This is a genomic window from Thauera sp. AutoDN2 (assembly GCF_051280715.1).
Classification (GTDB): Bacteria; Pseudomonadota; Gammaproteobacteria; order Burkholderiales; family Rhodocyclaceae; genus Thauera.
In genome coordinates this window covers 44,843-69,749 of the sequence record NZ_JBNCAR010000003.1, presented here as the reverse complement: position 1 = coordinate 69,749, position 24,907 = coordinate 44,843, and the positions used below count along the sequence as shown (strand labels likewise).

At 66.4% G+C, this 24,907-nt stretch carries 26 protein-coding genes; 10 read left to right on the top strand and 16 right to left on the bottom strand.

Annotation, left to right across the window (positions count from 1 at the left end):
* Positions 1 to 80: 80 nt before the first annotated feature.
* The 4 genes from ACPT9U_RS02980 to ACPT9U_RS02965 all read right to left on the bottom strand — a co-directional run bounded on the left by ACPT9U_RS02980 (position 81) and on the right by ACPT9U_RS02965 (position 2,595).
* Entirely contained in the window at positions 81 to 956 is an 876-nt protein-coding gene (locus ACPT9U_RS02980) for a uracil-DNA glycosylase (protein ID WP_435749828.1), read from the bottom strand.
* Entirely contained in the window at positions 956 to 1,405 is a 450-nt protein-coding gene (gene rimI, locus ACPT9U_RS02975) for a ribosomal protein S18-alanine N-acetyltransferase (RefSeq protein ID WP_418362690.1), read from the bottom strand. Before rimI ends, ACPT9U_RS02980 begins: the two co-directional genes overlap by 1 nt.
* Entirely contained in the window at positions 1,402 to 2,094 is a 693-nt protein-coding gene (gene tsaB, locus ACPT9U_RS02970) for a tRNA (adenosine(37)-N6)-threonylcarbamoyltransferase complex dimerization subunit type 1 TsaB (protein ID WP_435749827.1), read from the bottom strand. Before tsaB ends, rimI begins: the two co-directional genes overlap by 4 nt.
* Positions 2,095 to 2,223: 129 nt before the next feature.
* Entirely contained in the window at positions 2,224 to 2,595 is a 372-nt protein-coding gene (locus tag ACPT9U_RS02965) for a hypothetical protein (protein WP_418362688.1), read from the bottom strand.
* A 241-nt stretch (positions 2,596 to 2,836) separates the two neighbouring features.
* Here ACPT9U_RS02965 and ompR point away from each other — a divergent pair, with 241 nt between their 5' ends.
* From ompR to ACPT9U_RS02935, 6 genes are read left to right on the top strand one after another with little or no spacing between them, the layout of a single operon-like run.
* On the top strand, positions 2,837 to 3,616 hold the full coding sequence (gene ompR, locus ACPT9U_RS02960; RefSeq protein WP_435749826.1) for an osmolarity response regulator transcription factor OmpR: 780 nt from the start codon (positions 2,837 to 2,839) through the stop codon (positions 3,614 to 3,616).
* A 10-nt stretch (positions 3,617 to 3,626) separates the two neighbouring features.
* A complete protein-coding gene (locus ACPT9U_RS02955) occupies positions 3,627 to 5,054 on the top strand; it encodes an ATP-binding protein (RefSeq protein WP_435749825.1) in 1,428 nt (475 codons plus the stop codon).
* A complete protein-coding gene (locus tag ACPT9U_RS02950) occupies positions 5,051 to 5,659 on the top strand; it encodes a septation protein A (RefSeq protein WP_418362685.1) in 609 nt (202 codons plus the stop codon). The genes ACPT9U_RS02955 and ACPT9U_RS02950 overlap by 4 nt, the downstream gene beginning before the upstream one ends.
* Positions 5,659 to 5,958 (top strand): YciI family protein, encoded by a 300-nt coding sequence (locus ACPT9U_RS02945; RefSeq protein WP_435749824.1) that lies wholly within the window; start codon positions 5,659 to 5,661, stop codon positions 5,956 to 5,958. The genes ACPT9U_RS02950 and ACPT9U_RS02945 overlap by 1 nt, the downstream gene beginning before the upstream one ends.
* Positions 5,955 to 6,242 carry a BolA family protein gene (locus ACPT9U_RS02940; protein WP_435749823.1) on the top strand — a complete coding sequence of 96 codons (288 nt, stop codon included), beginning with the start codon at positions 5,955 to 5,957 and terminating at the stop codon, positions 6,240 to 6,242. Before ACPT9U_RS02945 ends, ACPT9U_RS02940 begins: the two co-directional genes overlap by 4 nt.
* A 10-nt stretch (positions 6,243 to 6,252) precedes the next feature.
* Entirely contained in the window at positions 6,253 to 7,035 is a 783-nt protein-coding gene (locus ACPT9U_RS02935; protein ID WP_435749822.1) for a peptidylprolyl isomerase, read from the top strand.
* A 173-nt stretch (positions 7,036 to 7,208) separates the two neighbouring features.
* On the opposite strand, the gene ACPT9U_RS02930 is transcribed toward ACPT9U_RS02935, so the two are convergent.
* The 4 genes from ACPT9U_RS02930 to ACPT9U_RS02915 are packed head-to-tail and all read right to left on the bottom strand — an operon-like array spanning position 7,209 to position 11,409.
* A complete protein-coding gene (locus tag ACPT9U_RS02930; protein ID WP_435749820.1) occupies positions 7,209 to 9,005 on the bottom strand; it encodes an acyl-CoA dehydrogenase in 1,797 nt (598 codons plus the stop codon).
* Between the two features lie 34 nt (positions 9,006 to 9,039).
* Entirely contained in the window at positions 9,040 to 9,705 is a 666-nt protein-coding gene (locus ACPT9U_RS02925) for an energy-coupling factor ABC transporter permease (protein ID WP_435749819.1), read from the bottom strand.
* A gap of 22 nt (positions 9,706 to 9,727) precedes the next feature.
* Positions 9,728 to 10,657, bottom strand: coding sequence for an electron transfer flavoprotein subunit alpha/FixB family protein (locus ACPT9U_RS02920; protein ID WP_435749818.1), 930 nt, complete (start codon positions 10,655 to 10,657; stop codon positions 9,728 to 9,730).
* 2 nt (positions 10,658 to 10,659) lie between these two features.
* Positions 10,660 to 11,409, bottom strand: coding sequence for an electron transfer flavoprotein subunit beta/FixA family protein (locus ACPT9U_RS02915; RefSeq protein WP_435749817.1), 750 nt, complete (start codon positions 11,407 to 11,409; stop codon positions 10,660 to 10,662).
* A 169-nt stretch (positions 11,410 to 11,578) separates the two neighbouring features.
* On the opposite strand from ACPT9U_RS02915, the gene ACPT9U_RS02910 reads away from it, so the two are divergent.
* Positions 11,579 to 12,175, top strand: coding sequence for a TetR/AcrR family transcriptional regulator (locus tag ACPT9U_RS02910; RefSeq protein ID WP_418362677.1), 597 nt, complete (start codon positions 11,579 to 11,581; stop codon positions 12,173 to 12,175).
* 1 nt (position 12,176) lies between these two features.
* On the opposite strand, the gene ACPT9U_RS02905 is transcribed toward ACPT9U_RS02910, so the two are convergent.
* The 7 genes from ACPT9U_RS02905 to ppx all read right to left on the bottom strand — a co-directional run bounded on the left by ACPT9U_RS02905 (position 12,177) and on the right by ppx (position 18,897).
* Complete coding sequence (locus ACPT9U_RS02905) at positions 12,177 to 12,947, bottom strand: TatD family hydrolase (RefSeq protein WP_435749816.1); 771 nt, start codon at positions 12,945 to 12,947, stop codon at positions 12,177 to 12,179.
* A 47-nt stretch (positions 12,948 to 12,994) separates the two neighbouring features.
* Positions 12,995 to 13,795, bottom strand: a complete 801-nt coding sequence (locus tag ACPT9U_RS02900) for an enoyl-CoA hydratase (protein ID WP_435749815.1) — start codon at positions 13,793 to 13,795, stop codon at positions 12,995 to 12,997.
* A 64-nt stretch (positions 13,796 to 13,859) separates the two neighbouring features.
* Positions 13,860 to 14,495, bottom strand: coding sequence for an ABC-type transport auxiliary lipoprotein family protein (locus ACPT9U_RS02895; protein ID WP_435749814.1), 636 nt, complete (start codon positions 14,493 to 14,495; stop codon positions 13,860 to 13,862).
* A 52-nt stretch (positions 14,496 to 14,547) separates the two neighbouring features.
* Complete coding sequence (locus ACPT9U_RS02890; protein ID WP_418362673.1) at positions 14,548 to 15,486, bottom strand: MlaD family protein; 939 nt, start codon at positions 15,484 to 15,486, stop codon at positions 14,548 to 14,550.
* Between the two features lies 1 nt (position 15,487).
* Positions 15,488 to 16,264: an ABC transporter ATP-binding protein gene (locus ACPT9U_RS02885; protein WP_418362672.1), complete on the bottom strand. Its 777-nt coding sequence runs from the start codon at positions 16,262 to 16,264 to the stop codon at positions 15,488 to 15,490.
* 8 nt (positions 16,265 to 16,272) lie between these two features.
* Entirely contained in the window at positions 16,273 to 17,373 is a 1,101-nt protein-coding gene (locus tag ACPT9U_RS02880; RefSeq protein WP_418362671.1) for an MlaE family ABC transporter permease, read from the bottom strand.
* A gap of 18 nt (positions 17,374 to 17,391) precedes the next feature.
* Positions 17,392 to 18,897: an exopolyphosphatase gene (ppx, locus tag ACPT9U_RS02875; protein WP_418362670.1), complete on the bottom strand. Its 1,506-nt coding sequence runs from the start codon at positions 18,895 to 18,897 to the stop codon at positions 17,392 to 17,394.
* A gap of 187 nt (positions 18,898 to 19,084) precedes the next feature.
* On the opposite strand from ppx, the gene ppk1 reads away from it, so the two are divergent.
* Positions 19,085 to 21,169, top strand: a complete 2,085-nt coding sequence (ppk1, locus tag ACPT9U_RS02870) for a polyphosphate kinase 1 (RefSeq protein ID WP_435749813.1) — start codon at positions 19,085 to 19,087, stop codon at positions 21,167 to 21,169.
* A gap of 54 nt (positions 21,170 to 21,223) precedes the next feature.
* Here ppk1 and ACPT9U_RS02865 read toward each other — a convergent pair whose 3' ends face one another.
* Entirely contained in the window at positions 21,224 to 23,428 is a 2,205-nt protein-coding gene (locus ACPT9U_RS02865) for a RelA/SpoT family protein (protein WP_435749812.1), read from the bottom strand.
* A gap of 106 nt (positions 23,429 to 23,534) precedes the next feature.
* Between ACPT9U_RS02865 and ACPT9U_RS02860 the strand changes: the two genes are divergently transcribed.
* The gene (locus ACPT9U_RS02860; RefSeq protein ID WP_418363340.1) at positions 23,535 to 24,308 is read left to right on the top strand and encodes a zinc-dependent peptidase; all 774 of its coding nucleotides are present in this window, start codon (positions 23,535 to 23,537) and stop codon (positions 24,306 to 24,308) included.
* Positions 24,305 to 24,778 carry a flavodoxin family protein gene (locus ACPT9U_RS02855; protein WP_418362667.1) on the top strand — a complete coding sequence of 158 codons (474 nt, stop codon included), beginning with the start codon at positions 24,305 to 24,307 and terminating at the stop codon, positions 24,776 to 24,778. Before ACPT9U_RS02860 ends, ACPT9U_RS02855 begins: the two co-directional genes overlap by 4 nt.
* Positions 24,779 to 24,907 lie beyond the last annotated feature (129 nt).

Below are 24,907 nucleotides of genomic sequence, written 5' to 3'. Positions count from 1 at the left end.
CGGCCACCGCCCCCGGGCAGCACCGATTTCCGGCAGCCGGATCGTGCCCCGCACTCAAGGCAGCGAGGCTCTGAGAACGTTCAGACCCGATCGCCCAACTCGGCCATGAGGCGGCGCGCGAAGCACAGATCTTCCCAGGCCTTCGCCTTGTCCTGCGGATTGCGTAGCAGATAGGCGGGGTGATAGGTGACGACGACTGCGACACCGTTGTGCTCGAAACGCTTGCCACGCGCCGAAGTAATCGCAAGCTCGCGCTGCAAGAGCGCCTGTGCAGCCGGCCTCCCGAGCGCGACCAGCAGGCGCGGCTGCACGAGCGCAATCTGTCTTTCCAGATACGGCAGGCATGAAGCGATCTCGCTGCGCTCGGGCGTGCGATTGTGCGGCGGGCGGCACTTCACCGCGTTCGCGATGTAGACGTCCTCGCCGCGCGCCAGCCCGATCGTCGCAAGCATGCTGTCCAGCAAGCGGCCCGCCTGACCCACGAATGGTTCTCCGCGCTGGTCCTCTTCGGCGCCGGGCCCTTCTCCGACCAGCATCCAGCGCGCGCTTCGATCGCCCACCCCCGGCACTGCCTGCCTGCGCCGCTCGCACAACGGGCAGGCACGGCAGGCACGGATGTCCTCTTCAAGCGCTTCCCACCCCAGTATTGCGATCCGGTTCGCGCGCCCATCATCCCGGGCCTGCAGCGACGGGCTCGGCGAACGCGCGAAACCTTCGGACTTCTGCACAAGCGGCCTGCCGGGCACGACCTGCGAAGCGGTGGGCGGACAGATTGCAGCCACTTCCGACACGTGCTCCGACACGTGTTCCGACACATCTGCCGGCACCTCTTCCGGCACCTCTGGCCCCAGCCGCGCATCGGCGCCGGCCGCCGCCCGCGCGCGCAGGCGCCAGAGCGGCCCCAGCCTCATCTCGCGCAGCGCTGCCTCCGGCCAACTCGAGGTCCGAACAGCCATCAGAGCGCGCGTCTCATCACGATTGCATCTTCCCGACCGTCCTGCGCCGGGTAATAACCCCTGCGCCGACCGATCTCCACGAACCCGGAACGCGTATACAGCGCAAGTGCCGCCGTGTTGGAGGGACGCACCTCGAGGTAGAAGCTTGCCGCCCCATCGTCCCGCGCATGCACGCTCAAGCGCTCCACAAACTGCGTGCCGAGCCCCTGCCCCTGGAAGCCAGGGGCGATGCCGATCGTCAGCAAGTGCGCCTCATCGAGCACGCGCAAAACGATCGCGTATCCGGCCAGGGCTTCATCGACCAGCAGCCCCCAGGCCTCGTGTCCGGCAGCGAGCGAGTCCTCGAAGTTGCCGCGCGTCCACGGGTGTGCCTGCAAGGCTTGCTCCTGCTCCACCACCCAGTCCAGATGACCGGCATCGAGGGCGATGAAGCGCAGCACCGGCGTCACGCCCGCCCTCCGCGCGCGAGCCGCTCCGCCGTGGTGAAGGCGACCTTGTCGCGTACATAGAGGGGTGCAGCGTGTTCCGCCGCGAGGAGTTCCCCACGCGCCGCGGCCACCGCCGCGAGGCGGGCAACCTCCTCGGCCCGCGGCATGTGTTCGGGTGCGCAGCCGAGCAGACGTCCCATGAAGCGCTCCTGCAGCACCTCCGGCCACACCTTGAACGCGGAACCCACGGCGAACCAGTTCCCAGCCGGCAGATCGATTTCGACCGGCGTTGCACAACGCAGGGCGCCAATCTGTACCGGCACGCCTTCGGTGTCGACCTCAAACGCGCCGCAGTAGATCTCACCCATGCGCGCGTCCGTCGCCACGAAGGCGCGCGCCGCACCAGTCTGCAGGGCAAGCGCCTGCAAGCTGCCGACTGCGGCCACCCCGACATCCGCAGCGAGCGCAATGCCCTGCGCGATCCCACACGCCAGCCGCACGCCAGTAAACGCTCCTGGCCCCGCGCCGAAGGCCACGGCGTCGAGATCGCCCACGCCCAGGCCCGCCTCGGCGAGCAGTGCGCGCACATCGCGCAGGATGGCTTCGGAGTGGTTGGCTGCACCCTCGACGCGGCGCGCCAGGAGTTCCCCGTCGTGCAGGACGGCGACGCTTCCGCGCTCGGTGGCAGTTTCGATGGAAAGGACTTTCATGAGGCCGGTATTCTACCGGCACGTGGCAGGACGAGCGCGGAGAATCTCCTGTGCCGGCGTCCTGTGCCTGCGCCGCAGCCCGGCCGACCGTTTCACTACGAGGGCAGCCCGGCGAGCAGCAGCGCGCGCTCAGCGCCCCTTGGCGCCGCGCGCTGGGGCGTCCGGGTAGGCGTCCCGCGCAGCATCGCGAACATGCTTGCGCAGATGATCGCGCTCTTCGCGGCTCATGCGGCGCCGCTGCGGCGAGCTCTGCCACTCGGCCGCCTCGCCGTCGGACGCCTGCCCGTCCAGCACCTGGCGCCAGTCTGGCCGCTTCTCCACGCGCTCCAGCGGCAACGGATCAACAGCCGTCTGCGCGAAACGGGCAGGCACGTCCGGCTGGGCGTCAACGCCCATGCTCACGCCAAGGAGCAGGACAAACCCGGCGATGCTGCAAAGACGCGACCGGCCGGAAAAGGGCAGCGGGCTGGATCGCAGGGAGGGCAAGGCGGCAAGACGCATGATCTGTGTCCGTGCGGACGGCGCCGAAGCGGCTGTCCGTCCCCACCGGGGTGGTTTTCTGTCCAGCCCCGAACATACGGGAATACGGCGGCTGCAGGAAGCCCGCGGGCACCTCCCAGAGGAACTTTTGTAAGGTGATATTGCCGCCATGTGCATGGCTTACGAAGCCTTACCGCCTGCACGGAGCACAACCCGCGCGATGTGCTGGCATGGCCCTGCGAGTCAGGCTAGGATTTCACGCATGAACCTGAAAAACCGCTACCGCATCCTGGTCGTCGACGACGACGCGCGCCTGCGCGAGCTGCTTTCGCGCTATCTCCAGGAACAGGGATTCGCCGTGAAGGCCGTCGGAGACGCGCCGATGATGGATCGTGCGCTGCACCGCGAGCACTACGACCTGATCGTGCTCGACCTGATGCTGCCCGGCGAGGACGGGCTGGCCATCTGCCGGCGCTTGCGCGCGGCGGAAAACCAGATCCCGATCATCATGCTGACCGCCAAGGGCGATGATGTGGACCGCATCGTTGGCCTCGAGATGGGCGCGGATGACTACATCGCCAAGCCATTCAACCCGCGAGAACTCGTCGCCCGCATCCAGGCCGTCATGCGCAGGCAACCACAGACGCTGCCGGGCGCCCCTGCTGCCGAAGACGAGGTGGTCTCCTTCGGCCGCGTGGCAGTGAATCTGGGCACTCGCATCCTGGTGCGTGACGGTGAGGAAATCCAGCTCACGACGGGCGAATTCTCCTTGCTGAAGGTCCTGCTCACCCACCCGCGCCAGCCCCTGTCGCGCGACAAGCTGATGGAACTGGCCCGCGGCCGGGAATACGGCGTCTTCGATCGCGCCATCGACGTACAGGTTTCGCGCCTGCGCAAGCTGGTCGAGGACGACCCGGCCAAACCGCGCTACATCCAGACCGTCTGGGGTTTCGGTTACGTTTTCGTGCCCGACGACCCGAAAGCGGACACGAAGGAGCAGGACGCCGACACCGGCCAGGCCGAAGATTCGGCCGCAGGCTGAGCCGGCAGCAATGGTCCGGCACAAGGCTGCCGCCGCGCAGGGCACGGCGGGCGAGCGCCGTCCCAGCCCGCGGCCACGGACCCTGCTCGGCCAGACCTTCCTGCTGATTGCGCTGCTGCTGATCCTCACCCTCGGTATCTGGTCGCAGATCTTCCGCTATTTCCAGGAACCTGCGCGCGCGCGCGACGTGGCGCAGATGGTCGTATCGGTGGTGAACCTCACCCGCACCGCGCTGATCAACGCCGATCTCGAACGGCGCATGGACCTGCTGATCGAGCTCGCCGCGCTGGAAGGAATCCGCATCTACCCCGCCGAGGCCAGTGACGAGCTGATGCCGCTTCCCGATACGCGCCCGATGCGGCTGCTGACCGCGGACGTGCGCCGCCAACTGGGCGAACACACCCGATTTGCAACCCGATGGAAGTCGCTTGACGGCTTCTGGGTGAGCTTCCGGCTCGATCCGGACGACGCTCATGACGAATACTGGGTCATGCTGCCTCCGGAGCGCATCGACAGCCCAGACAACCTCAACTGGCTTGGATGGGGCAGCGGCGCCTTGCTTGCTGCACTGGTCGGCGCGTACCTGATCGTGGCCCACATCAGCGCACCGCTGCGACAGCTCGCAGGTGCGGCGCGCCTTGTAGGGCAAGGGGAACGCCCCCCTCCGCTCCTGGACAATGGCGCCGAAGAGATTGCGGTCGTGGCCCGCGCCTTCAACCAGATGGCAGGGAACCTTGCGCGCATGGACGAAGACCGGGCCCTGATCCTCGCCGGCGTGTCGCACGATCTGCGCACCCCCCTCGCCCGCCTGCGCCTGGGCATCGAAATGTCCGGCGCGCCGGAGAGCGAGGTGAGCGCGATGGTGACCGACATCGAGGAAATGGACCGGATCATCGGGCAGTTCCTCGATTTCGGCCGTGGCGACCCTCAGGAGAGCCCGCACCCGACCGACCTCGCCCAGCTCGCACGCGAAGTCAGCGAGCCCTATCGCCTGCGTGGCGTCAACATCCGCCTCGATGCGCCGGAGCCGGTCATCGCCCCGGCGCGGGCCCTCTCGATCCGCCGCGCCCTAGCCAATCTGATCGACAATGCGTTGCGCTACGCGGAAGGGAACACCGGCCTGGATCTGAAGGTCGACCGTGCCGACGGATTTGCATGCATCGAGCTCGCCGACCGCGGACCTGGCATTCCGGAGCATGAGGTCGAACGTCTGCGCCAACCCTTCACCCGGCTCGAACAGGCGCGCTCGAACACCAAGGGCGCCGGTTTGGGGCTGGCCATCGTGGACCGGGTGATGCGTGCCCACCGCGGGCGGCTCGACCTGCTGGCGCGCCCGGGGGGCGGCCTGCGCGCCGTCCTGTGCCTGCCGCTGCCGGAGAGCGTCGGGGAACACGATAGAATGCACCCTGTCACGAACGGCGATCGTCAGAAATCATGAAATTCCTCTTCGACCTGCTACCGGTCATCCTCTTCTTCGCCGCCTACAAAATCGGTGGCGCAAACCCCGAAGCCACCCACGCCATCGCGAGCGGCTGGCTTGGCGACGGCATCGCCCCCACCCAGGCACCGATCCTCATTGCAACCTTCGTGGCCATCCTCGCCACCTTCCTGCAGATCGCGATCGTTTGGCTCAAGCACCGCAAGGTCGACACCATGCTCTGGGTCAGCCTCGCGATCATCGTCGTCTTCGGCGGTGCGACGCTGTTCTTCCACAACCCGACCTTCATCAAGTGGAAGCCGACCGCCCTGTACTGGATGTTCGGCACGGTGCTACTCGGCTCGGCCACGCTGCTGCAGCGCAACCTCATCCGCAAGATGCTCGAAGCGCAGATCAAGCTGCCCGATGAAATCTGGGGACGCCTGAATCTCGCCTGGGCCGGTTTCTTCATCGCGATGGGCCTGCTGAACCTGTATGTCGCCTACAGTTTCAGTGAGGAAACCTGGGTCAATTTCAAGATGTTCGGCGGCATGGGGCTGATGCTTGCCTTCGTGCTCGGCCAGGGCTTTTATCTGTCCCGCTACATGGAAGAGGAAACCAACTGATGTACTACGCTCTGATCGGAGAGGAGGCGCCCGGGGCGCTGGAGACACGCTTGGCGGTTCGCCCCGAGCACCTCGCCAGGCTCGAAGCGCTGCGCGACGCGGGCCGCCTGCTGCTGGCCGGCCCGATGCCGGCGATCGACAGCCCCGACCCAGGCCCGGCCGGATTTGCCGGCAGCCTGGTCGTGGCGGAGTTCGACTCGCTCGCCAGCGCCGAAGCCTGGCTCGCCGAAGACCCCTACGTACGCGAGGGCGTATTCGCACGTACGCGCGTGCACCCCTTCCGCAAGGTCCTCCCATGAGCGCGGAGACCGCTGCGCGCATCCACACGATCCTGGCCGAGCGGTTGTCGCCGCAGCAGCTCGAGATCCTGGATGACAGCGCCCTCCACGCCGGGCACGCTGGCGCGCGCGACGGAGGTGGGCATTACCGGGTTTTCATCGTGTCGGAAGCATTCGAAGGCTGTAGCAGAGTGCTCCGACAGCGTATGATCTACGACGCGCTTGGCGACATGATGAAGAGGGATGTCCATGCCCTCGCCATTCGCGCGCTTTCGGCCACCGAGGCCAACTCACAAGCAAACTGAAGGAATCTCCATGAAACATTTTCCGAGCCGTCTCGCCATCACCCTGCTCGCCGGCTTCCTCGCCCTTCCCGCCGTCGCTGCCGACTCTGTCGCCAAGGTGAACGGGGCCATGATCCCCGCTGCCCGCGCTGAGGCCATGCTCGCCGAACAGCGTGCCCAGGGCGCTCCCGAGGGAGAGCAGCTCCGCAATGCGGTGCGCGAGGAACTCATCCGCCGCGAGGTACTGAGCCAGGAAGCGGGCAAAAAGGGTCTGGACAAGAAGGCAGACGTGAATGCGCAGATGGAGTTGGCACGCCAGGCCATCCTGATCCGCGCATACCTGCAGGAATACGTGCGCACCAACCCGGTCAGCGAAGCCGACCTGAAGAAGGAATACGAGGCGATCAAGGGCCGCATGGGCGACAAGGAATATAAGCCGCGCCACGTCCTGGTCGAAACCGAGAACGAAGCCAAGGCCATCATCGCCCGCCTGCAGAACGGCACGCCGTTTGAGGAAGTCGCCAAGGATTCGCGCGACCCCGGTTCGCGTGAGCGCGGCGGCGACCTGGGCTGGAGCAACCCCGGCATGTACGTGCAGCCGTTCTCCGAAGCCATGGTCAAGCTGGAGAAGGGCAAGTACACCAGCACTCCGGTCAAGAGCGACTTCGGCTACCACGTGATTCAGCTCGACGACGTCCGCGACGTACAGGCGCCTCCCTTCGAGGAAGTGAAGGCCCAACTCGAGCAGCGCCTCCAACAGCAGAAAGTCGAGCGCCACGTTCTCGAACTGCGCGAGAAGGCGAAGGTCGAGTAAGTACGCTGGCAGCCCCTTTCGGGGCTGGCAGATGACGCTGTGGGGCGGGGAAACCTGCCCCTAGGTCAGGAAAGGAAACGCCCGCCCGGTACATGCCGGACGGGCGTTTCCTTTTGCCCCTTCTGCAGGTAGCGATCCGACCGAAGGCCCCGGTAGGACCGGGGCCCTGCGGATCAGAACTGTTCTTCGCTCAACTCGAGCGCGCCTGCAGCACCATTCACCACCGTGTAGGCCAGGCCCGAAGCCTGCGACAGCACATGATCCGCATAGAAGCGTGCGGTGACGATCTTGGCCGTGTAGAAGCCCGCATCGCCCTCACCCGCTTCGAGCTTGCGCTTGGCGACCAGCGCAGCGCGGGCCATCTGCCAGCCGCCGGTGACGATACCGAGCAGCTTCAGGAACGGCACCGAGCCGACCGAAGCGGCCTTGATGTCCTTGGCGTAGGTTGCAAGGATGTAGGCCACCGCCTCTTCTACCGCGGAGATGCCCGTCTTGAGCGAGCGCGCGATGGCGGCGAAGGACGCATCCTGAACGCCCTCGAGTTCGGCTTCCACGGCGCGCATCATCTGCACCACGGCTCCGACGGTGGCGCCGTTCTCGCGAGCGATCTTTCGTCCGATCAGGTCATTGGCCTGGATCGCGGTCGTGCCTTCGTAGATGGTGGTGATGCGGGAGTCGCGGAAAAACTGGGCCGCTCCGGTTTCCTCGATGAAGCCCATCCCGCCATGAACCTGCACGCCGTCCGAAGTGACGTCGATCGAATTTTCGGTGCACCAGCCCTTCACCACCGGAATCATCAGATCAACGAAAGCCTGGCTCTGGACACGCACCGCTTCGTCCGGGTGGCTGTGTGCCTTATCGGTTGCGGCGCCGACCACGTACGCGAGCGCACGCATGGCCTCGGTCCGGCTCTTCATGTTCATGAGCAGGCGGCGGACGTCGGCGTGGTGGAGGATGCTGACCTTGGGGCCACCGCGCACGCCGGCCTCGGTTCCCTGGATGCGCTCCTTTGCGTACTGCAGCGCATGCTGGTAGGCGCGCTCGGAGAGTGCAAGACCTTCCATGCCGACCGCGAAGCGGGCTTCGTTCATCATGATGAACATGTACTCGAGGCCGCGGTTCGGCTCACCCACCAGGGTGCCGATCGCGCCACCGTTGTCACCGAACGCGAGCACCGCGGTCGGGCTGGCGTGAATGCCGAGTTTGTGCTCGATCGACACGCAGTGCACGTCGTTACGGGCGCCCAGGAGCCCATCGGCGTTCACCATGAACTTGGGCACCACGAACAGCGAGATGCCCTTGACGCCCTCGGGGGCGTCCGGCAACCGCGCCAGCACGAGGTGAATGATGTTGTCGGTGAGGTCGTGCTCGCCGTAGGTGATGAAGATCTTCTGCCCGAAGATCTTGTAGGTGCCATCCCCCTGCGGCTCGGCGCGGGTGCGTACCGCAGCAAGATCCGAGCCTGCGTTGGGCTCGGTCAGGTTCATCGTGCCGGTCCACTCACCCGAGATCATCTTCGGCAGGTACATGTTCTTCTGCTCGACATTGCCGCGCAGCATCAGTGCTTCGATCGCACCGTTGGTAAGCATCGGGCACAGCGAGAAGGCCATGTTGGCCGACTTCCACATCTCCATGACCGCCGTGGCGAGCAACTTCGGCAGGCCCTGACCGCCGTACTCGGGCTCGCAGGCAAGCGCAGTCCAGCCGGATTCGGCAAACTGCTTGTAGGCGTCCTTCCAGCCCGGTGCAGTGGCCACTTCGCCGTCGTTCCACTTCGCGCCTTCCTGGTCACCCGTCCAGTTCAGGGGCGCCAGCACGCCGCTGGCGAACTTGTCGGCCTCTTCGAGGATCGCATCGACCAGATCTGCCGAGACTTCCTCGTTACCCGGCAGCTTCACCACTTCGTCCAGTCCGGCAAGCTCTTGCATGACGAACTGCATGTCGCGGATGGGGGCGTTATATTGACTCATGATTTTTTGGCGCTCCGAAATTGTTTAGAAAGCCTTACTTGTTGAGCAGATAGCGTCGATCGTCGAACGCAGCGACCCAGTCCGGCCGATACACCACCATCAGCGTGATCACCGCGCCGCTGATCCAGCCCTCGGAAAACCCGAGCAGCAGGAAGAAGGGCAGATACTCTTCGAGCAGGAATCCCGCCGGGTACGCGCCTGCAAGGGCGAGCGAGGCCGCAGCGATCCCACCCTGCAGCATCACCGTCAACGCAGCGCCGGCGAAGCCGACCACGAACACGAAGATGAAGAAATGCGCGGGCAGCACCCGTTCGGCCAGGCGCCGGATCCCATTCGCGATGAGCACGGGCAGCAGCGCCATCAGCACGAAATTCACCGGCCAGTCCGCAAGCCCGATGCCCCCGTTGGCGAGCACCCCCAGCAGCGCCAGGCTCATGCTCACGACGGCAAGCCACGCGCCCAGGACCAGGGTTGCCGCCATGGCGCCGAGCAGGTGCAGGTTCAGCCCCGGCTGAACCCCTGCCTTCATGCTCCACACCAATGTCAGCGCCACCGCGAAGCCCAGCACCAGATGCAGCTTCGTGGCTTCGCCCAGCCTGCTCCATGGCGCACGACGCGCGGTCAGGTACAGACCGAGCATCGCGACAATCAGCAGCCCCCCCTGCCACGCCGCCGGATAGAGGGAGGCCGGGAGGTCCATGCTGATTGCCCTGCGGACCCGCTCAGAGCGCGCCGGTCAGTTCCGGCACCACCTGGAACAGGTCGCCTACCAGACCGTAATCGGCTACCTGGAAGATCGGCGCGTCCGGATCCTTGTTGATCGCGACGATCACCTTGGAGTCCTTCATGCCGGCCAGGTGCTGGATCGCGCCCGAGATGCCCACCGCGATGTAGAGCTGGGGCGCCACGATCTTGCCGGTCTGCCCGACCTGGTAGTCGTTCGGGCAGTAGCCCGCATCGACCGCCGCACGGCTCGCGCCCAGTGCCGCGCCGAGCTTGTCCGCCAGCGGCTCGAGCAGCTGGTGGTAGTTCTCACCACTGCCCAGGCCGCGACCACCCGATACGATGACCTTGGCCGCCCCCAGCTCCGGGCGCGCGCTCTTGACGATCTCGCGCCCCACAAGCGCGGTCACGCCCAGGTCCGCCGCAGCGGCGACGGCCTCGACCGGCGCGGCATTGCCGTCGCCCGCCGCGTCGAAGGCGGTGGTGCGCACGGTGATGACCTTGACCGCATCGGCGCTCTTGACCGTGGCCAGCGCATTGCCGGCATAGATCGGGCGCACGAAGGTGTCGGCAGACTCCACCGCGACGATGTCGCTGATCTGCGCCACATCGAGCAGCGCAGCCACGCGCGGCAGCATGTTCTTGCCCGCCGGCGTGGCCGGGGCGAGGACATGGCTGTAGCCGGCGGCGAGGCCCTTCACCAGCTCGGCCACGTTCTCGGCCGTCTGCGCTTCGTACTGCGGCGCATCGCACACCAGCACCTTGGCCACACCGGCGATCTTGGCCGCGGCTTCGGCCGCCGCGCTGCAGCCCGCACCGGCCACCAGCACGTGAAGGTCGCCCCCCAGCCGGGAGGCCGCGGTCACGGTGTTGAGGGTGGCCGCCTTGATCGATTGGTTGTCGTGTTCGGCAATGACGAGAATGGTCATGTTCAGATCACCTTCGCAACGTTCTTGAGTTTGTCGACCAGCTGCGCGACGTCCGCCACGCGTTCGCCCGCGCTGCGCTTGGGCGGCTCGGACACCTTCAGCGTGCTCAGCCGGGGCGCCACATCCACGCCCAGACCCTCGGGCTTGACGGTCTCCAGCGGCTTCTTCTTCGCCTTCATGATGTTGGGCAGCGTGGCGTAGCGCGGCTCGTTCAGACGCAGATCGGTGGTCACCACCGCCGGCAGCTTGACCGACAAGGTCTCCAGGCCGCCGTCGATCTCGCGCGTCACCGAGGCCTTGCCGTCGGCGATCGCGACCTTCGAAGCAAAGGTGGCCTGCGGCCAGCCCGCCAGCGCCGCCAGCATCTGACCGGTCTGGTTGGCATCGTCGTCGATGGCCTGCTTGCCGCACACGACCAGGCTCGGCTGCTCCTTGTCGCACACCGCCTTCAACAGCTTGGCGACCGCCAGCGGCTGCAGCTCGACCTCGGTCTCGACCAGGATGCCGCGATCGGCACCGATGGCCATCGCCGCGCGCAGCGTCTCCTGGCAGGCGCCCACGCCGCAGCTGACCGCCACGACCTCGGTGGCGACACCGGCCTCCTTCAGGCGCACGGCCTCCTCGACGGCAATTTCGTCGAAGGGGTTCATGCTCATCTTCACATTGGCCAGATCCACGCCACTGCCATCGGCCTTGACGCGCACCTTGACGTTGTAATCCACGACACGCTTGACGGGTACGAGAACTTTCACTCTGCCGCACTCCTCTCTGATTACTGACTGGACACCGGCTCTGCTGACCGGACGAATCGATTATGTCACCGCGCTCCACCGATGGCACTGCTGCAGGGCAACATCGCCATACGGAAAAGTATCGCGCATACGGTAGCGTATGGCCCCGGAATCGTCAATACTACGGCGTATGGAAACAAGCGCCAAGAAACCCCGTACCCAGCTCGACCGCGACGCGTGGATCGCGGGCGCGACCGAAGTGCTCGCCGAGGAAGGCATCGCCGGCCTGCGCGTGGAGGTGCTGGCAAAACGGCTGAAAGTCACCAAAGGCAGCTTCTACTGGCACTTCACCGACCGCCGCGACCTGCTGATGGCCGTACTCACGCACTGGAAGGACGGGCGCATCCGCGACATCATCAAGCAGACACGTGCGCAGCCTGGTCGCGAGCTGGAGCAGATCTACCACGTGATCGACGTGTATAGCGCCAGCCGCAGCCGGCGCGGCATGATGATCGAACTCGCTGTCCGTGACTGGGCGCGCAGGGACGCCGAAGCCGGGGCGATCGTGGCCGAGGTGGACGACGTGCGCCTGCGCTGCGCGCGCGACCTCTTCCTCGCCTGCGGGGTGCCGATGGAAGAAGCCTCCAGCCGCTGCATGCTGCTCTACGCCTATGTGTTCGGCGTTTCGCTGATGATCTACGACAAATTCGACAGCGACGTCGGGCGGCTCAAGCGCGACATCGCCGACCTCATCGCACGCTCCAGCGCCTGTCGCCAGACGGGTTGACTCAGCGCGGGCGCCAGCCACCCAGCGTCTCCTGCACGTTGCGCCCGGTGGTCTCGACTACCTCCTCCTCCGTGATGTCCCGCAGCCCGGCGAGCACCTGTGCATAGCGGGCAAGGTTTTCCGGCAGATTGCGCTTGCCAGGCGCCCACGCTGGCGGAATATCGGGCGCATCGGTCTCGAGCACGATCGAGGACAAGGGCAGCGTGCGCGCCAGCGTGCGAATCCGGCTGGAGCCCTCATAGCTCATCGCCCCGCCGAAACCGAGCTTGAAGCCCAGCGAAATGAAGATCTCCGCCTGCTGCCGGCTGCCGTTGAAGGCGTGCGCGATGCCGCCGCAGATGCCCGCACGGCGCAGCTCGCGCAGAATCGGGTCCACCGCCCGCCGCACATGCAGGATCACCGGCAGTCCGTGCCTGCGTGCAAGACGCAGCTGCGCACGAAAGAATTCCAGCTGGCGCACCGGGTCGACATCGGCGACGAAGTGATCGAGACCGATCTCCCCCACCGCATGCGCCTCGCCGGCCGCCAGATGGGCGTCGAGGATCTCCAGGTCTTCCATCGCGGCCCGCATCACGTACAGAGGGTGGATCCCGAGCGCGACACACACATCCCGGCGGGCGGCGGCCAGGGACAGCAACCCGGCGAAACCTTCCCGCGCCACGCCGGGCACCACGAAGCCGCGCACCCCGACCGCACGCGCACGCTCGATGAGCACGGTGCGGTCCGGGTCGAACTCGGCAGCATCAAGGTGGATGTGCGAATCGATCAGCATCGACTGCCCCCTCCGGAGCGGGCTGGCCCTTGCGCGACGCTGCGCCTTCAGCGCCCACGGAATTCGGGTTTGCGCTTCGCCACGAAGGCGTCGATCCCCTCGCCCGCATCCTCGCACATCATGTTGCACGCCATGGTTTCGGAAGCGAGCTGATAGGCTGCATCGAGTCCCATCTCGAGCTGCTTGTAGAACATCTGCTTGCCCATGCGGATCGCCAGCGGCGACTTGGCGAGGATGGACGCGCACAGCCGCTCGACCTCGGCATCGAGCTCATCGGGCGGCACCACACGGTTCACCAGCCCACGGCGCTGCGCCTCGCGAGCATCGATGAAGTCGCCGGTGACGAGCATCTCGAAGGCCTCCTTGCGCCCGACGTTACGCGACAGGCCAACGCTGGGCGTAGCGCAGAACAGGCCCACGTTGATTCCGGACACCGCGAAGCGCGCATTCTCGGACGCCACCGCCAGATCGCACATCGACACCAGCTGGCAGCCAGCCGCGGTGGCGATGCTGTGCACCCGGGCGATCACCGGCTGCGGTATCTCGGTCAGCTTCATCATGAATCTGCCGCACAGGCGGAAGAGTTGCTGGTGGAAGGCGAGCGCGTGGCTCGAGCGCATTTCCTTGAGGTCGTGGCCGGCGCAGAAGGCCTTGCCCTCGCCCGCGATCACGACCGCACGCACGCTCTCGTCCCGCGCGATGTCGTCGATGGCGCCAATCAGCGCTTCAAGCATCGCCATCGACAGCGAGTTGAACTGCTGCGGCCGGTTCAGTGTGAGCGTAGCAATGCCACCTTCGTCGCGGCGCAGCAGGATGGGTTCGTTCGGACGCTCTTCGTGTGCGGTCATGATGGGTCTCCTCCGGGAATTGTAGGTGCCGGAGCCTTCGCCCCGATGCAGGTTAACGTTAACGTCAATCGCTCCGCTGCACCAGCCCCCCGCATCCTGTGCCGCCTGTCATGTCGCTCGCCAGGGTCTGCATCCACTCCTCAAGCCGCTGCACGAGCCCACCCACCGCCTCACGGTGCGCCAGTACGCCCCCTGCTGCATCCGCGCTCGGTGCGGGCGCCGCAAGCGCGAAGGCACGCACGGCGAGGATACGATCACCGCGCGCGGGCAGCAGACTGGCGCGCACAAGGACCTCCGCCCGGCTCATGCCTGCATCGTCGAAGCGCTGGATGAACTCATCGAGTTCAATGCGCAAGCGACACCCGCCTTGGCCCTCGACCGAGCCCAGGCTGCGGGCAAGCGCCTGGCGCAGCATCGCCGGCGGCGAAGACACCCAGCGGCTATGCACATAAACCCGCCGTTGGGCCGGATCGGAGGCATCGAGCCGGTACTGCATGGCAGACGACGCAAGCCAGGGCGCCGCCGTCACCTCGATCCGGACGGGCGCAAACGCCTCATCCAGACCGCGCGGGGCGAAAGGTCCGAGATCGTACTGCGCCATGACTGCCGGCTTGGGCACGATTGCGGAACAGGCACCGAGCAGCCAGGCGAAGAGCGCGATCAGCAGGGTGCGAGCCAGCGGAGCGGGAAGATTCATCATGCGTTCCTGATAGCAATTCGGTCGGAACACGAAGGCACGCAGACTGACATCATCACCGTCCTTCGAACCCCGGCTCGCCCGGCCCCGGCAAGGCCGCAGCACGGCCAGTGAGCAGGATCTGCGGGGAGGTTTCGATCTCCTCGGCAAAACGCCCGAGCCGATGCGCAGTGCCCACGAGCTCACGGAGCAAGGTGTTCAACTGCGGCAGCGTCTCACCCGCCAGCCCCTGCGCAGTCGAGGTGGCGGCCTCGTCCAGACTGGAGGAAACCACCTCGAGGCGCTGCATCAGGCGGCGCAGGTCGGCCAGCGCCGGACTCACCTCTGCGGCCGCAGCATCCGCCCGCAACAGCAGCGATGAAAGCCGGGCGACGTTGTCCTCGCTCAGCACGCGCCGCAGGGAGGCGAGCGTCTCCGGCAGTTCGCCGACACTACGATCGAGGCCAACTGCAGCCGATTCGAGCCTCGCCAAGGTATTGCGCAGGCGCGCGCTGTTCTCGTCGTCCAGCAGCGCATTGATGCGTTCGCCCAGCGTCTGCATCTGCTCCAGGGCGGCGATCGCGCGCACCCCGAGCACGTCGACCAGACCGGGGCGCAGGGTAATGCGGGCATCCGCACCCTCTCCTTCAGCGAGCGGCCGCGGATCGTCCCCCCGATCATCGAGCTGGACGAAGGCCAGGCCGGTCACCCCCATGGTGCCGAGCGAGGCCGTGGTGCCGCGGGTGACGGGGACGTCTGCGCGCACGCGCACACGGATGATCAGATTGCCTGGATCCTCCGGGTCGATGTGGATGGCGCGCACATTGCCGACCGCAAGACCGCGAAAGCGCACCCGCGACTGCTCGGCCAGCCCGTTGATGTCCCCTCGCGCCACGAGCACGAACTCCCGCGTCGCCTCCCGTTCCTGGGAGAACCACCACACCGCGAACACCACCCCTGCCCCCAGCACGAGGGCAAACAGACCGGCAGCGAAGGCGTATGCCCGGTTTTCCATCTCAATGCACTCCCCTGACGCGCTCCAGCGCCCGGCGTCCATTCTCGCCCAGGAAGAAGCGCTGCACGAAAGGATGATCCACCTTCAACGTCTCTTCCAGCGTGGCAAAGCTCACGATGCGGCGCTCGGCCAGCACGGCGACCCGGGTCGCCATGGCGGCCAGGGTGTCGAGGTCGTGTGTGACCAGCACCACGGTCAGCCCCAGCTCCGCATGCAGCGAGCGGATCAGGCGCACGAAGGCCACACTGCGATCGGGATCGAGCCCGGCCGTGGGTTCGTCGAGCAACAGCAGCTCCGGCTCCAGCGCCAGCGCCCGTGCCAGCGCGGTGCGCTTGACCATGCCGCCGGAGAGTTCGGCTGGCATCAGCAGGGCGTGCTCGGGCTCCATCTCCACCATCGCAAGCTTGAGCGCGACCAGATCGCGGATTTCGGCCTCACTGACCATACCAAGTTCACGCAGGGGAAAGGCAATGTTCTCGAACACCGTGAAGGCCGAGAACAGCGCCCCCTGCTGAAAGAGCACACCGAAGCGCTGGCGCCGTGCCAGGCGTTCGGCCTCGCTGCCCGCGTGCAGGGGTTCGCCGAACAGTTCGACCTCGCCCGATTGGGGCCGGGTGAGCCCGATGATGTGGCGCAGCAGCGTGGTCTTGCCGCTACCCGACCCGCCGACCAGCGCAACGATCTCGCCACGTCGGATGTCGAGGTCCAGGGCCTCGTGCACCACGTTGCGCCCGAAGCGGGTAAGGATGCCGCGCAGGGATACGACCCGCTCGCTCATTGCCGCCCTCATACCGGAAGGCCGATCGACCGGGTGGCGATCGCGAACACGGCATCGACCAGGATCACCACCGTGATCGCCGACACCACCGAGGCCGTGGTGTGCGAAGACAGGCTTTCGGTGTTGGGCTGCACGCGCAGGCCGAAGTGGCAGGCGATGAGCGCGATCAGCAGCCCGAACACCGCGCCCTTCGCCAACCCGATGTACAGGTTCGCCACCGGCACCGCATCGGGCAGCGCGGTGACGAAATACTGGAAACTGAGGTCAAGCTCAACCCATGCGGACACCCAGCCGCCCAGCAAGGCCATGGCCGAGGTCCACAACACCAGCAGCGGCATGGCGAGGGTGAGCCCGAGCACCTTTGGCAGCACCAACCGCAGCGAGCGCGACACGCCCATCGCGGCAAGCGCGTCGATCTCCTCCGTCACCCGCATCACACCGAGTTGGGCCGTCATCGCGGAGCCGGAGCGCCCGGCCACGAGCACGGACACCAGCACCGGTCCAAGCTCACGGATGATACCCATCCCGAGGATATCCACGATGAAGGCATCTGCACCGAAGGTCCTGAGTTGCAGCGAGGACAGGTAGGACAGCACTACCCCGATCAGGAAGCCCACCAGCGCGGACACCGGCATCGCTTTCACGCCGACCTTGTGCACCGTCGCCGAGATCTCCAGCAGCGGCCACTGGCGTGGGTGTTGCAGCAGATGCAGCAAATCGAGAAACAGCGTCCCGAGCAGTGCTAGGAATGCACGCAGGTGCGCGAGGAATGCGATCAGCGTCTCCCCGAGCAGGCGTATCGCCTCTACGGGACCGCCTCGCCTCGCCACGGGTAGAGGGTGTGCATCCGCCTGCGCGATGCGAGCGATGATCGTGCGCTGAGCCTCACTCGCCTGCAGGCGCGCAGGCCAGGCGCGCCCCCAAGCCTGCCAGATCAGCGTGGCACCGAAGCTGTCCAGGCGTGCAAGCTCCAGCAAGGACCAGGCCGTGCCTCGAGGAACGGAGGCCAGGCGCTGGCGCAGCGCAGGCAGATGTGGCGCAAGGCCGCGCAGGGTCCAGTCGCCCCGGAGGCGGGCACCCGTCTCATCGACCACGAGCACCCGGTTCATGCGCGTGCCCGCGGCCGTTCAGGGGGCGACCGGGGTGCGCAGGCTCAGTGCGCGGATGTAGAGCGAGCGCCCTACGCCCTGCCACTGGCGGCGCTCCTCTTCCAGCGCCACCGCGGTCAGGGGAAGTTTCTGCAGCCAGCCTGGCGCGGCGGTCAGGCTGAACCCCCTGCCCTCGCGCAAGAAGGTCACTGGCGGCAAGCCCCGTGCGTCGCGCGCCCGGTGGATCACCACCGCGAGGCGCAGACAGGCGATCAACAGCCAGTCCACACTGCCCGGATCGATCGCCGAGGCCACGCGCTCCAGCTTGCCCCGATGCGCCAGCACGAGCCGGGCCAGGCGCGCCTGGTCCATGCGCGAGAAGCCCGGCATGTCGGCATTGCCGACGATGTAGGCGCTGTGCTTGTGATAGCTGGAGTGCGCAACCGAAATGCCGATCTCGTGCACCATCGCCGCCCAGCGCAGGAAGCGTTGGTCGTCCCCTTCCGGGTCGCTCATTCCGGGCTCGAGCTGCGCAAGCAGATGACAAGCGGTGTCTGCAACCTGCTGCGCCTGCCGCACATCGACGCCATAGCGGCGCACGAAGGCGCTGATCGTCGCGTCGCGAAGGTCATGGTGGTGGTAACGTCCGAGCAGGTCGTAAAGCACGCCGAGGCGCAAGGCGCCTTCGGAGAACACCATCTGCTCGAGCGCGAACTCCTTGAACACCGCGCTCATGATGGCGAAGCCGCCGAGGATCACCGGCAACCGGTCGCCCTTGAGCCCGGCCAGATCGAGCGCGTCGATGCTGCCCGCGCGCAACAGCAGGGCCTTGAGCTTCTCGAGGCCCTCGCGCGTGATCCCGCCGGACGACAAACCGTTCTGCTCCAGAATCTCGGCCAGCGCCTTGGCGGTGCCGCTCGAACCGACGGCCTCCTCCCAGCCCGCTTCGCGATAGGCGGCAGAGATCGTCTGCAGTTCACGCCGCGCCGCAAGTTCCGCCTCCTTCATTCCGCGCTTGTCGATGCGCCCATCGGGGAAAAACCTGAGGCTGAAGCCGACGCAGCCCATGTAGCGCGACTCCAGCAGCAGCGGCTCGAAGCTCTTGCCGACGATGAACTCGGTCGAGCCGCCGCCGATGTCGACCACCAGCTGCTGCTTGTGCGGATCGGGCAGCGTGTGCGCAACGCCGACATAGATCAGCCGCGCCTCCTCGCGCCCGGCGATGACCTCGATCGGGAAGCCGAGCGCCGCCTCGGCGCGGATCAGGAACTCGGGTGCGTTCTTCGCCACCCGCAGGGTATTGGTTGCCACCGCACGCACGCGCCCGGGGGGGAAATCGCGCAGGCGCTCGTGGAAGCGCTGCAGGGCAAGCACGCCGCGCTGCTGCGAGGCAAGGTCGAGCTTCTTGTCGGGCGATAGACCGGCGGCGAGGCGAACGGCCTCCTTCAGCCCGTCGAGCGGATAGATCTGGTCGTTGACGATACGCCCCACCTGCAGGCGGAAGCTGTTCGAACCCAAATCGATCGCTGCAATCAGATCTCGCATCGTTATCCCGTCTGCAGGCGTCCCCAGGGACGCGAGGCCCGGATTCTATCACCGCGGGCCGCTGGATCGTTGCGTGCAAAACTTCTTCGAAGCCGCGCCCGATCTCGCCTGGAGCGGAAATCATCGTCATGAAGATGCAACGAAAGTGTCACATAATCCCGAAGCACGCACCGCCCCGGAAAACGCCATGTACATCGTCCGAAACACGCCGCTTACCCACCCCGCCGAACACTTCCTCAACCGCGAACTGTCGCTGCTGCAGTTCCAGCGCCGGGTTCTGGCGCAGGCTGCCGACCCCGACGTGCCGCTACTCGAGCGCCTGCGTTTCGTCTGCATCGTTTCGAGCAACCTCGACGAATTCTTCGAGATTCGCGTCTCGGGCATCAAGGAGCAGATCCGCGTCGGCAGCCGGAAATCGGGCGAAGACGGCATCACCCCCAACGAGTTGCTCGCCCGCGTTTCCGATGAGGTGCATGAGATCATCTCCGACCAGTACGAGATGCTGAATGACGACATCCTTCCCGCACTGGAGCAGGAAGGTGTCGTATTCCTCCGCCGCAGCCTGTGGTCGGAGGCACAGCGTGCGTGGATCCGCGATTACTTCATGCGCGAGGTGATGCCGGTGCTCACGCCGATCGGACTGGACCCCGCCCACCCCTTCCCGCGCGTGCTCAACAAGAGCCTGAACTTCGCCGTAGAACTGGAGGGGCGCGACGCCTTCGGGCGCGACTCCGGCGCCGCCATCGTGCAGGCACCACGCGCCCTGCCCCGTGTCATCCGCCTGCCCCGCGAACTCTGCGAGCAGGAATACTGCTTCGTCTTCCTGTCGTCCGTGCTGCATGCTCACGTCAGCGAGCTCTTCACCGGCATGCGCGTGCTCGGCTGCTACCAGTTCCGCGTCACCCGCAACTCGGACCTTTTCGTGGACGAGGAGGAGGTCAAGGATCTACGCGCATCGCTCAAGGGCGAACTGCAGCAGCGCCACTTCGGTGATGCGGTGCGGCTCGAGGTCGCCGACAACTGCTCCGATGAGATGGCGAGCTTCCTGCTGCAGCACTTCCATCTGACCCCCGACGACCTGTACCGCACCCCGGGCATTGTGAACCTCGTGCGCCTGATCCAGGTACCGGACTGGGTGGATCGCCCCGTCCTCAAATACACGCCCTTCGTGCCGGGCCTGCCCAAGACGCTCGACAAGCGGCGCAACATCTTCACCGCCATCCGCAGTGGCGACATCCTGCTTCATCACCCCTTCCAGAGCTTCGCACCGGTCATCGACCTGCTGCGCACCGCCGCAGACGACCCACAGGTGCTCGCGATCAAGATGACGGTGTATCGCACCGGCACCGACTCGGTGCTGATGGAGCACCTCGCGCGCGCCGCACAGAAGGGCAAGGAAGTCACCGTCGTGCTTGAGCTCATGGCGCGCTTCGACGAGGAGGCGAACATCACGCTCGCCAACCGGCTCGAGGAGGTCGGCGCGCACGTGGTGTACGGCGTCTTCGGTTACAAGACCCACGCCAAGCTGCTCATGGTCGTGCGCCGCGAGGAAGACGGGCTGCGGCGCTATGTGCACATGGGCACGGGCAACTACCACCCGCGCACGACCCGCTTCTACACCGACTTCGGCCTGATGACCTGCAACGCCGAAATCGGCGACGAGGTGGCGACGGTGTTCAAGCAGCTCACCGGACTGGGCAGGGCGAGCGAACTCCGTCACCTCTGGCAGGCGCCGTTCGCGCTCCAGCCCAGGGTGGTGGAGGCGATCCGCCGCGAGGCGGAGATCGCGCGCGAGGGGCGGCGCGGGCGCGTCATCGCCAAGATGAACGCGCTGCTCGAGCCGGAAACCATCGAAGCGCTGTACGAGGCCTCACAGGCAGGCGTGGAAATCGACCTGATCATCCGCGGGCCTTGCGCGCTGCGTCCAGGCGTGCCGGGCCTGTCGGAGAACATTCGCGTGCGCTCGGTGGTCGGCCGCTTCCTCGAACACCACCGCATCTTCCACTTCCATGCCGACGGCAAGGATCTGATGTATCTGTCGAGCGCCGACTGGATGGACCGCAACTTCTTCCGCCGCATCGAGATCGCCTTCCCGGTGCTCGATCCGCGCCTGAAGCGTCGCGTGATGAAGGAAGGCCTGCGCCCCTACCTCGGCGACAACTGCCAAGCCTGGGAGATGCTGCCGGACGGCAAGTACCGGCGCAAGCACGCGCGCACCGTGCGCCGCTCCGCGCAGCTGATCCTGCTCAACGAACTCGCCGCCAGCAGCTGAGCGCGGCACCGCAGGCCGGGCCCGCCGCAACAGCGAGTCCGGTGGGCGCGCGGCTCATTTGCGCTGCGCGTCGATCACCCCCGGCACTTCGCGGATCAGCGTGATCGCCCGCTGCGCCTGCTTGATGCCCCCCACTTCCATGGTGAAGCGCATGTAGGCCGTGCCCTTCTTGGTCAGGGTGTTGACGGCGATCACGTTCAGCTTCTCGCGCGACAGCACCTCGGAGATGTCGCGCAGCAGGCCCTGACGGTCCCCCGCCTGCACGTTGATGTCGACCTGGTACAGCGCAGTCCGGGTGTCGTTCGCCTTCTCGCCCCACTCGGCCGGAATCACCCGTTCCGGGTGCTGGCGGGCGAGTGTCTGGAAGTCGGCGCAATCGACACGGTGGATGGAGATGCCACGCCCGCGCGTGACGAAGCCTTCGATTGCATCCGGCGGCGCGGGCTTGCAGCAGCGCGAGAGCGAAGTCATCAGCTTGCCCACGCCCACGATCAGGATCTTGTCCTGGTTGTCGCCGGAACGGCTGCGGCTGACGACGAACTCCGGCTCGTTCCCGGCCGGAGTTTCGGGTGCGCTGCCCTCGCGCAGCGCGGTCTGCACCGCCCTCGGGCCCACCTCTCCACGTCCGGCGGCCAGATACAGCGCCTCTGCGTTCTTGAAGCCCAGGCGCTCGGCCAGGCCGTCGATGTTGGCCTGTCCGTGGCCGTCGCGCTGCATCTCGCGGGTCACGAAGCTGCGCCCGCGCGACAGCAGCTCTTCCTCGTCGAGCTGGGCAAAATACTGCTTGATCTTGTTGCGCGCACGCGAGGTGGCGACATAGGCCTGGCGCACATCGAGCCAGTCGCGCGACGGGCCGCCTTCCTTGGCGGCGACGATCTCGACCGTCTGTCCGCTCTCGAGCTGCGTGTTCAGCGGCACCAGGTGGCCATCGACCCTGGCGCCACGACAGTGATGACCGAGGTCGGTGTGCAGCCGGTAGGCGAAATCGACCGGGGTCGCGCCGCGCGGCATGTCGATCACCTTGCCCTGCGGGGTCAGCACGTACAGCGTGTCGTCCAGCGAGGCACGCTTGAACTGCTCCATCCAGTGCGCGGAGTCCGTGACCTCGTCGCGCCACGAAAGCAGGTTGCGCAGCAGGGCGATCTTCTCGTCGTAGTCACCCCCCTCCTTCGCACCTTCCTTGTAGCGCCAGTGCGCGGCCACACCGAGCTCTGCATGACGGTGCATGTCATAGGTACGGATCTGCACCTCGAGCGCCCGACCGTCGCCCGCCAGCACCGCGGTATGCAGCGACTGGTAGTTGTTGCCCTTGGGCTTGGTGATGTAGTCGTCGAATTCCTTGGCGATCGGCTGCCAGATCTGATGCACGATGCCCAGCACCGTGTAGCAGTCCTTGATGTCGTCCACCAGCACCCGCAGCGCACGGATGTCGAACACCTGCGAGAAATCGAGCCGCTTCTTCCGCATCTTGTTGTAGATGCTGTAGATGTGTTTGGCGCGCCCGGTGATCTCGGCCTGGATGCCGACGCCGGCGAGCTCGCTGCGCAGGCGCTCGATCGCATCCTGGATGAACTGCTCGCGCTCGATGCGGCGCTCGTCGAGCATCTTCGCGATGCGCTTGTAGGTCTCTGGCTCGATGAAGCGGAAGGACAGATCCTCGAGCTCCCACTTGAGCTGCCACACCCCGAGCCGGTTGGCGAGCGGCGCATAGATATCGAGGCTTTCACGCGCAATCTCGACCCGGGCGTCCCCCGGCAGATCGGTGTGGAAGCGCAGCGTCTGCGTGCGCGAGGCCAGGCGAACCAGCACCACGCGGATATCCTCGACCATCGCCAGCAGCATCTTGCGCAGCACTTCGGTCTGTGCGCGGATCTCGGGTGCGGTGGCATTGGTCGTGAGCCGGGTCAGCACACGCAAGCCGTTCAGCCGGTGCAGGCCACGCACCAGATCGGCAACCGCACTGCCGAAGCGCCCGCCGATCTCCTCGGCGGGCTCATCGAGCTCATCCCATGCCGCAAACAGCAGCGCCGCCAGCCGCGTCTCCGCATCGAGGCGCAGCGACGCGGCGATCAGGGCTGCCCCGATCGCATGCGTCCAGGTCGATTCGCCGGTACCGAGGACCTTGCCCTCGTACAGTTCGGCAATCCACTCCAATGCGGATTCAAGGCGGTCACGCTCGATCGGCGCGAGGCCGTCGGCGAGCTTGTCAATGGGCGGTGCGGTATCGCCCTGGGCGATGGCATGCGTCACGGAAACCATGGCGCCGATTATCCCACATTGGGCATCCGGAAGCGCTGCGGTAGCATACCGGTCAGCCACTCGGAACCTTTCCCGGATTCGTGCCTGCCGACGGCCCGCCCGCATGATGCTGAAGATGCTCCGCTCCCTGCTCGGTTTGCGGCCTGCCCCGCCCGAGGTCTGCTCCGACCAATGGGCGCGGGTCGAGGCCCGCCTGCCCTTCCTCGCCCGCCTGACAGCGGACGAGCGGGAACGCTTGCGCACGATGGCGCTCGAGTTTCTCCAGCGCAAGGAGTTTCACGGCGCCCAAGGTCTGGCGCTGAAAGACGACATGCTGCTGTCGATTGCCCTGCAAGCCTGCCTGCCAGTGCTCAACATCGGACTGCAGGCCTACGACGGCTGGGTGGGCGTGATCATCTATCCCGGCGACTTCGTGATCCCCCGCCAGGAGGTGGACGAAGCCGGCATACTGCACGAGTACGACGACGAGGTGCTCGGGGAGGCCTGGGAGGGCGGCCCGGTCCTGCTGTCCTGGTTCGAAGAGGACGACGGGCCGGAGGGCGTGAACGTCGTGATCCACGAATTCGCGCACAAGCTCGACATGGAGAACGGCGGCGTCGACGGCCTGCCCCGACTGCGCCCCGGCATGGCCCGCAAGGCTTGGGCAAGCGCCTTCGCCAGCGCCTACGAGGCGTTCTGCGCCGAGGTCGAACGCGGTGTCGACACGGCCATCGACCCCTATGCTGCGGAAGACCCTGGCGAGTTCTTCGCGGTTGCGTCCGAAGTCTTCTTCGAAGCACCGGAAGTACTCCGCGACCGCTTCCCACAGGTCCATTCACAGCTCGCGCTCTTGTACGGCCTCGATCCCGCAGCACGCACCTTGGACCACGCGCGCCCATGAGCTTCCAACCTACACGCAAACGCCTGCTGATCGTCCATCACACTCAGTCAGGCAACACTGGTCGGCTCGCCGAGGCCGTGCTGCGTGGTGCGCAACGGGTCGAGGAATGTGAATCGCAGCTCAAGCGCGCCTTCGACACCGGCACCGACGACCTGCTGGCGTGCGACGGCCTGCTCCTGGGAACCCCGGAGAACTTCGGCTACATGTCGGGCGCGCTCAAGGATTTCTTCGACCGCACCTACTACCCCTGCGAAGGCCGCCTCACCGGCTTGCCTTACGCGGTTTTCGTCAGCGCAGGCAACGACGGCACCGGCGCCGTGCGCGAGATCGACCGGATCGCCCGGGGGTATGGCTGGAAGACGGTCGCCGAGCCGCTGATCGTGCGCAAGGGCGTCAGCACCGGGGATCTGCTGCAGGCCGAGGCGCTCGGCGAGGCGATGGCGGCAGGACTGGCGATGGGTGTGTTCTGAGGGCCAGCCCCCGCGGCGCACACCTCGGACGACCGTCGTCACCGGTTCGTCACAATTCGCCTTTGCACACCGGACATCGCTGGCCTAAGCTTGAACCGTATTCGTCCCCGGGCGGCACCCGAGGTCGAA

Coding starts and splice junctions, on each gene's coding strand:
- ACPT9U_RS02980 (WP_435749828.1), bottom strand. CDS start 956: ATGGCTGTTCGGACCTCGAGTTGGCCGGAGGCAGCGCTGCGCGAGATG.
- tsaB (WP_435749827.1), bottom strand. CDS start 2,094: ATGAAAGTCCTTTCCATCGAAACTGCCACCGAGCGCGGAAGCGTCGCC.
- ACPT9U_RS02965 (WP_418362688.1), bottom strand. CDS start 2,595: ATGCGTCTTGCCGCCTTGCCCTCCCTGCGATCCAGCCCGCTGCCCTTT.
- ompR (WP_435749826.1), top strand. CDS start 2,837: ATGAACCTGAAAAACCGCTACCGCATCCTGGTCGTCGACGACGACGCG.
- ACPT9U_RS02955 (WP_435749825.1), top strand. CDS start 3,627: ATGGTCCGGCACAAGGCTGCCGCCGCGCAGGGCACGGCGGGCGAGCGC.
- ACPT9U_RS02950 (WP_418362685.1), top strand. CDS start 5,051: ATGAAATTCCTCTTCGACCTGCTACCGGTCATCCTCTTCTTCGCCGCC.
- ACPT9U_RS02945 (WP_435749824.1), top strand. CDS start 5,659: ATGTACTACGCTCTGATCGGAGAGGAGGCGCCCGGGGCGCTGGAGACA.
- ACPT9U_RS02940 (WP_435749823.1), top strand. CDS start 5,955: ATGAGCGCGGAGACCGCTGCGCGCATCCACACGATCCTGGCCGAGCGG.
- ACPT9U_RS02935 (WP_435749822.1), top strand. CDS start 6,253: ATGAAACATTTTCCGAGCCGTCTCGCCATCACCCTGCTCGCCGGCTTC.
- ACPT9U_RS02930 (WP_435749820.1), bottom strand. CDS start 9,005: ATGAGTCAATATAACGCCCCCATCCGCGACATGCAGTTCGTCATGCAA.
- ACPT9U_RS02925 (WP_435749819.1), bottom strand. CDS start 9,705: ATGGACCTCCCGGCCTCCCTCTATCCGGCGGCGTGGCAGGGGGGGCTG.
- ACPT9U_RS02920 (WP_435749818.1), bottom strand. CDS start 10,657: ATGACCATTCTCGTCATTGCCGAACACGACAACCAATCGATCAAGGCG.
- ACPT9U_RS02910 (WP_418362677.1), top strand. CDS start 11,579: ATGGAAACAAGCGCCAAGAAACCCCGTACCCAGCTCGACCGCGACGCG.
- ACPT9U_RS02905 (WP_435749816.1), bottom strand. CDS start 12,947: ATGCTGATCGATTCGCACATCCACCTTGATGCTGCCGAGTTCGACCCG.
- ACPT9U_RS02900 (WP_435749815.1), bottom strand. CDS start 13,795: ATGACCGCACACGAAGAGCGTCCGAACGAACCCATCCTGCTGCGCCGC.
- ACPT9U_RS02895 (WP_435749814.1), bottom strand. CDS start 14,495: ATGATGAATCTTCCCGCTCCGCTGGCTCGCACCCTGCTGATCGCGCTC.
- ACPT9U_RS02890 (WP_418362673.1), bottom strand. CDS start 15,486: ATGGAAAACCGGGCATACGCCTTCGCTGCCGGTCTGTTTGCCCTCGTG.
- ACPT9U_RS02885 (WP_418362672.1), bottom strand. CDS start 16,264: ATGAGCGAGCGGGTCGTATCCCTGCGCGGCATCCTTACCCGCTTCGGG.
- ACPT9U_RS02880 (WP_418362671.1), bottom strand. CDS start 17,373: ATGAACCGGGTGCTCGTGGTCGATGAGACGGGTGCCCGCCTCCGGGGC.
- ppx (WP_418362670.1), bottom strand. CDS start 18,897: ATGCGAGATCTGATTGCAGCGATCGATTTGGGTTCGAACAGCTTCCGC.
- ppk1 (WP_435749813.1), top strand. CDS start 19,085: ATGTACATCGTCCGAAACACGCCGCTTACCCACCCCGCCGAACACTTC.
- ACPT9U_RS02865 (WP_435749812.1), bottom strand. CDS start 23,428: ATGGTTTCCGTGACGCATGCCATCGCCCAGGGCGATACCGCACCGCCC.
- ACPT9U_RS02860 (WP_418363340.1), top strand. CDS start 23,535: ATGCTGAAGATGCTCCGCTCCCTGCTCGGTTTGCGGCCTGCCCCGCCC.
- ACPT9U_RS02855 (WP_418362667.1), top strand. CDS start 24,305: ATGAGCTTCCAACCTACACGCAAACGCCTGCTGATCGTCCATCACACT.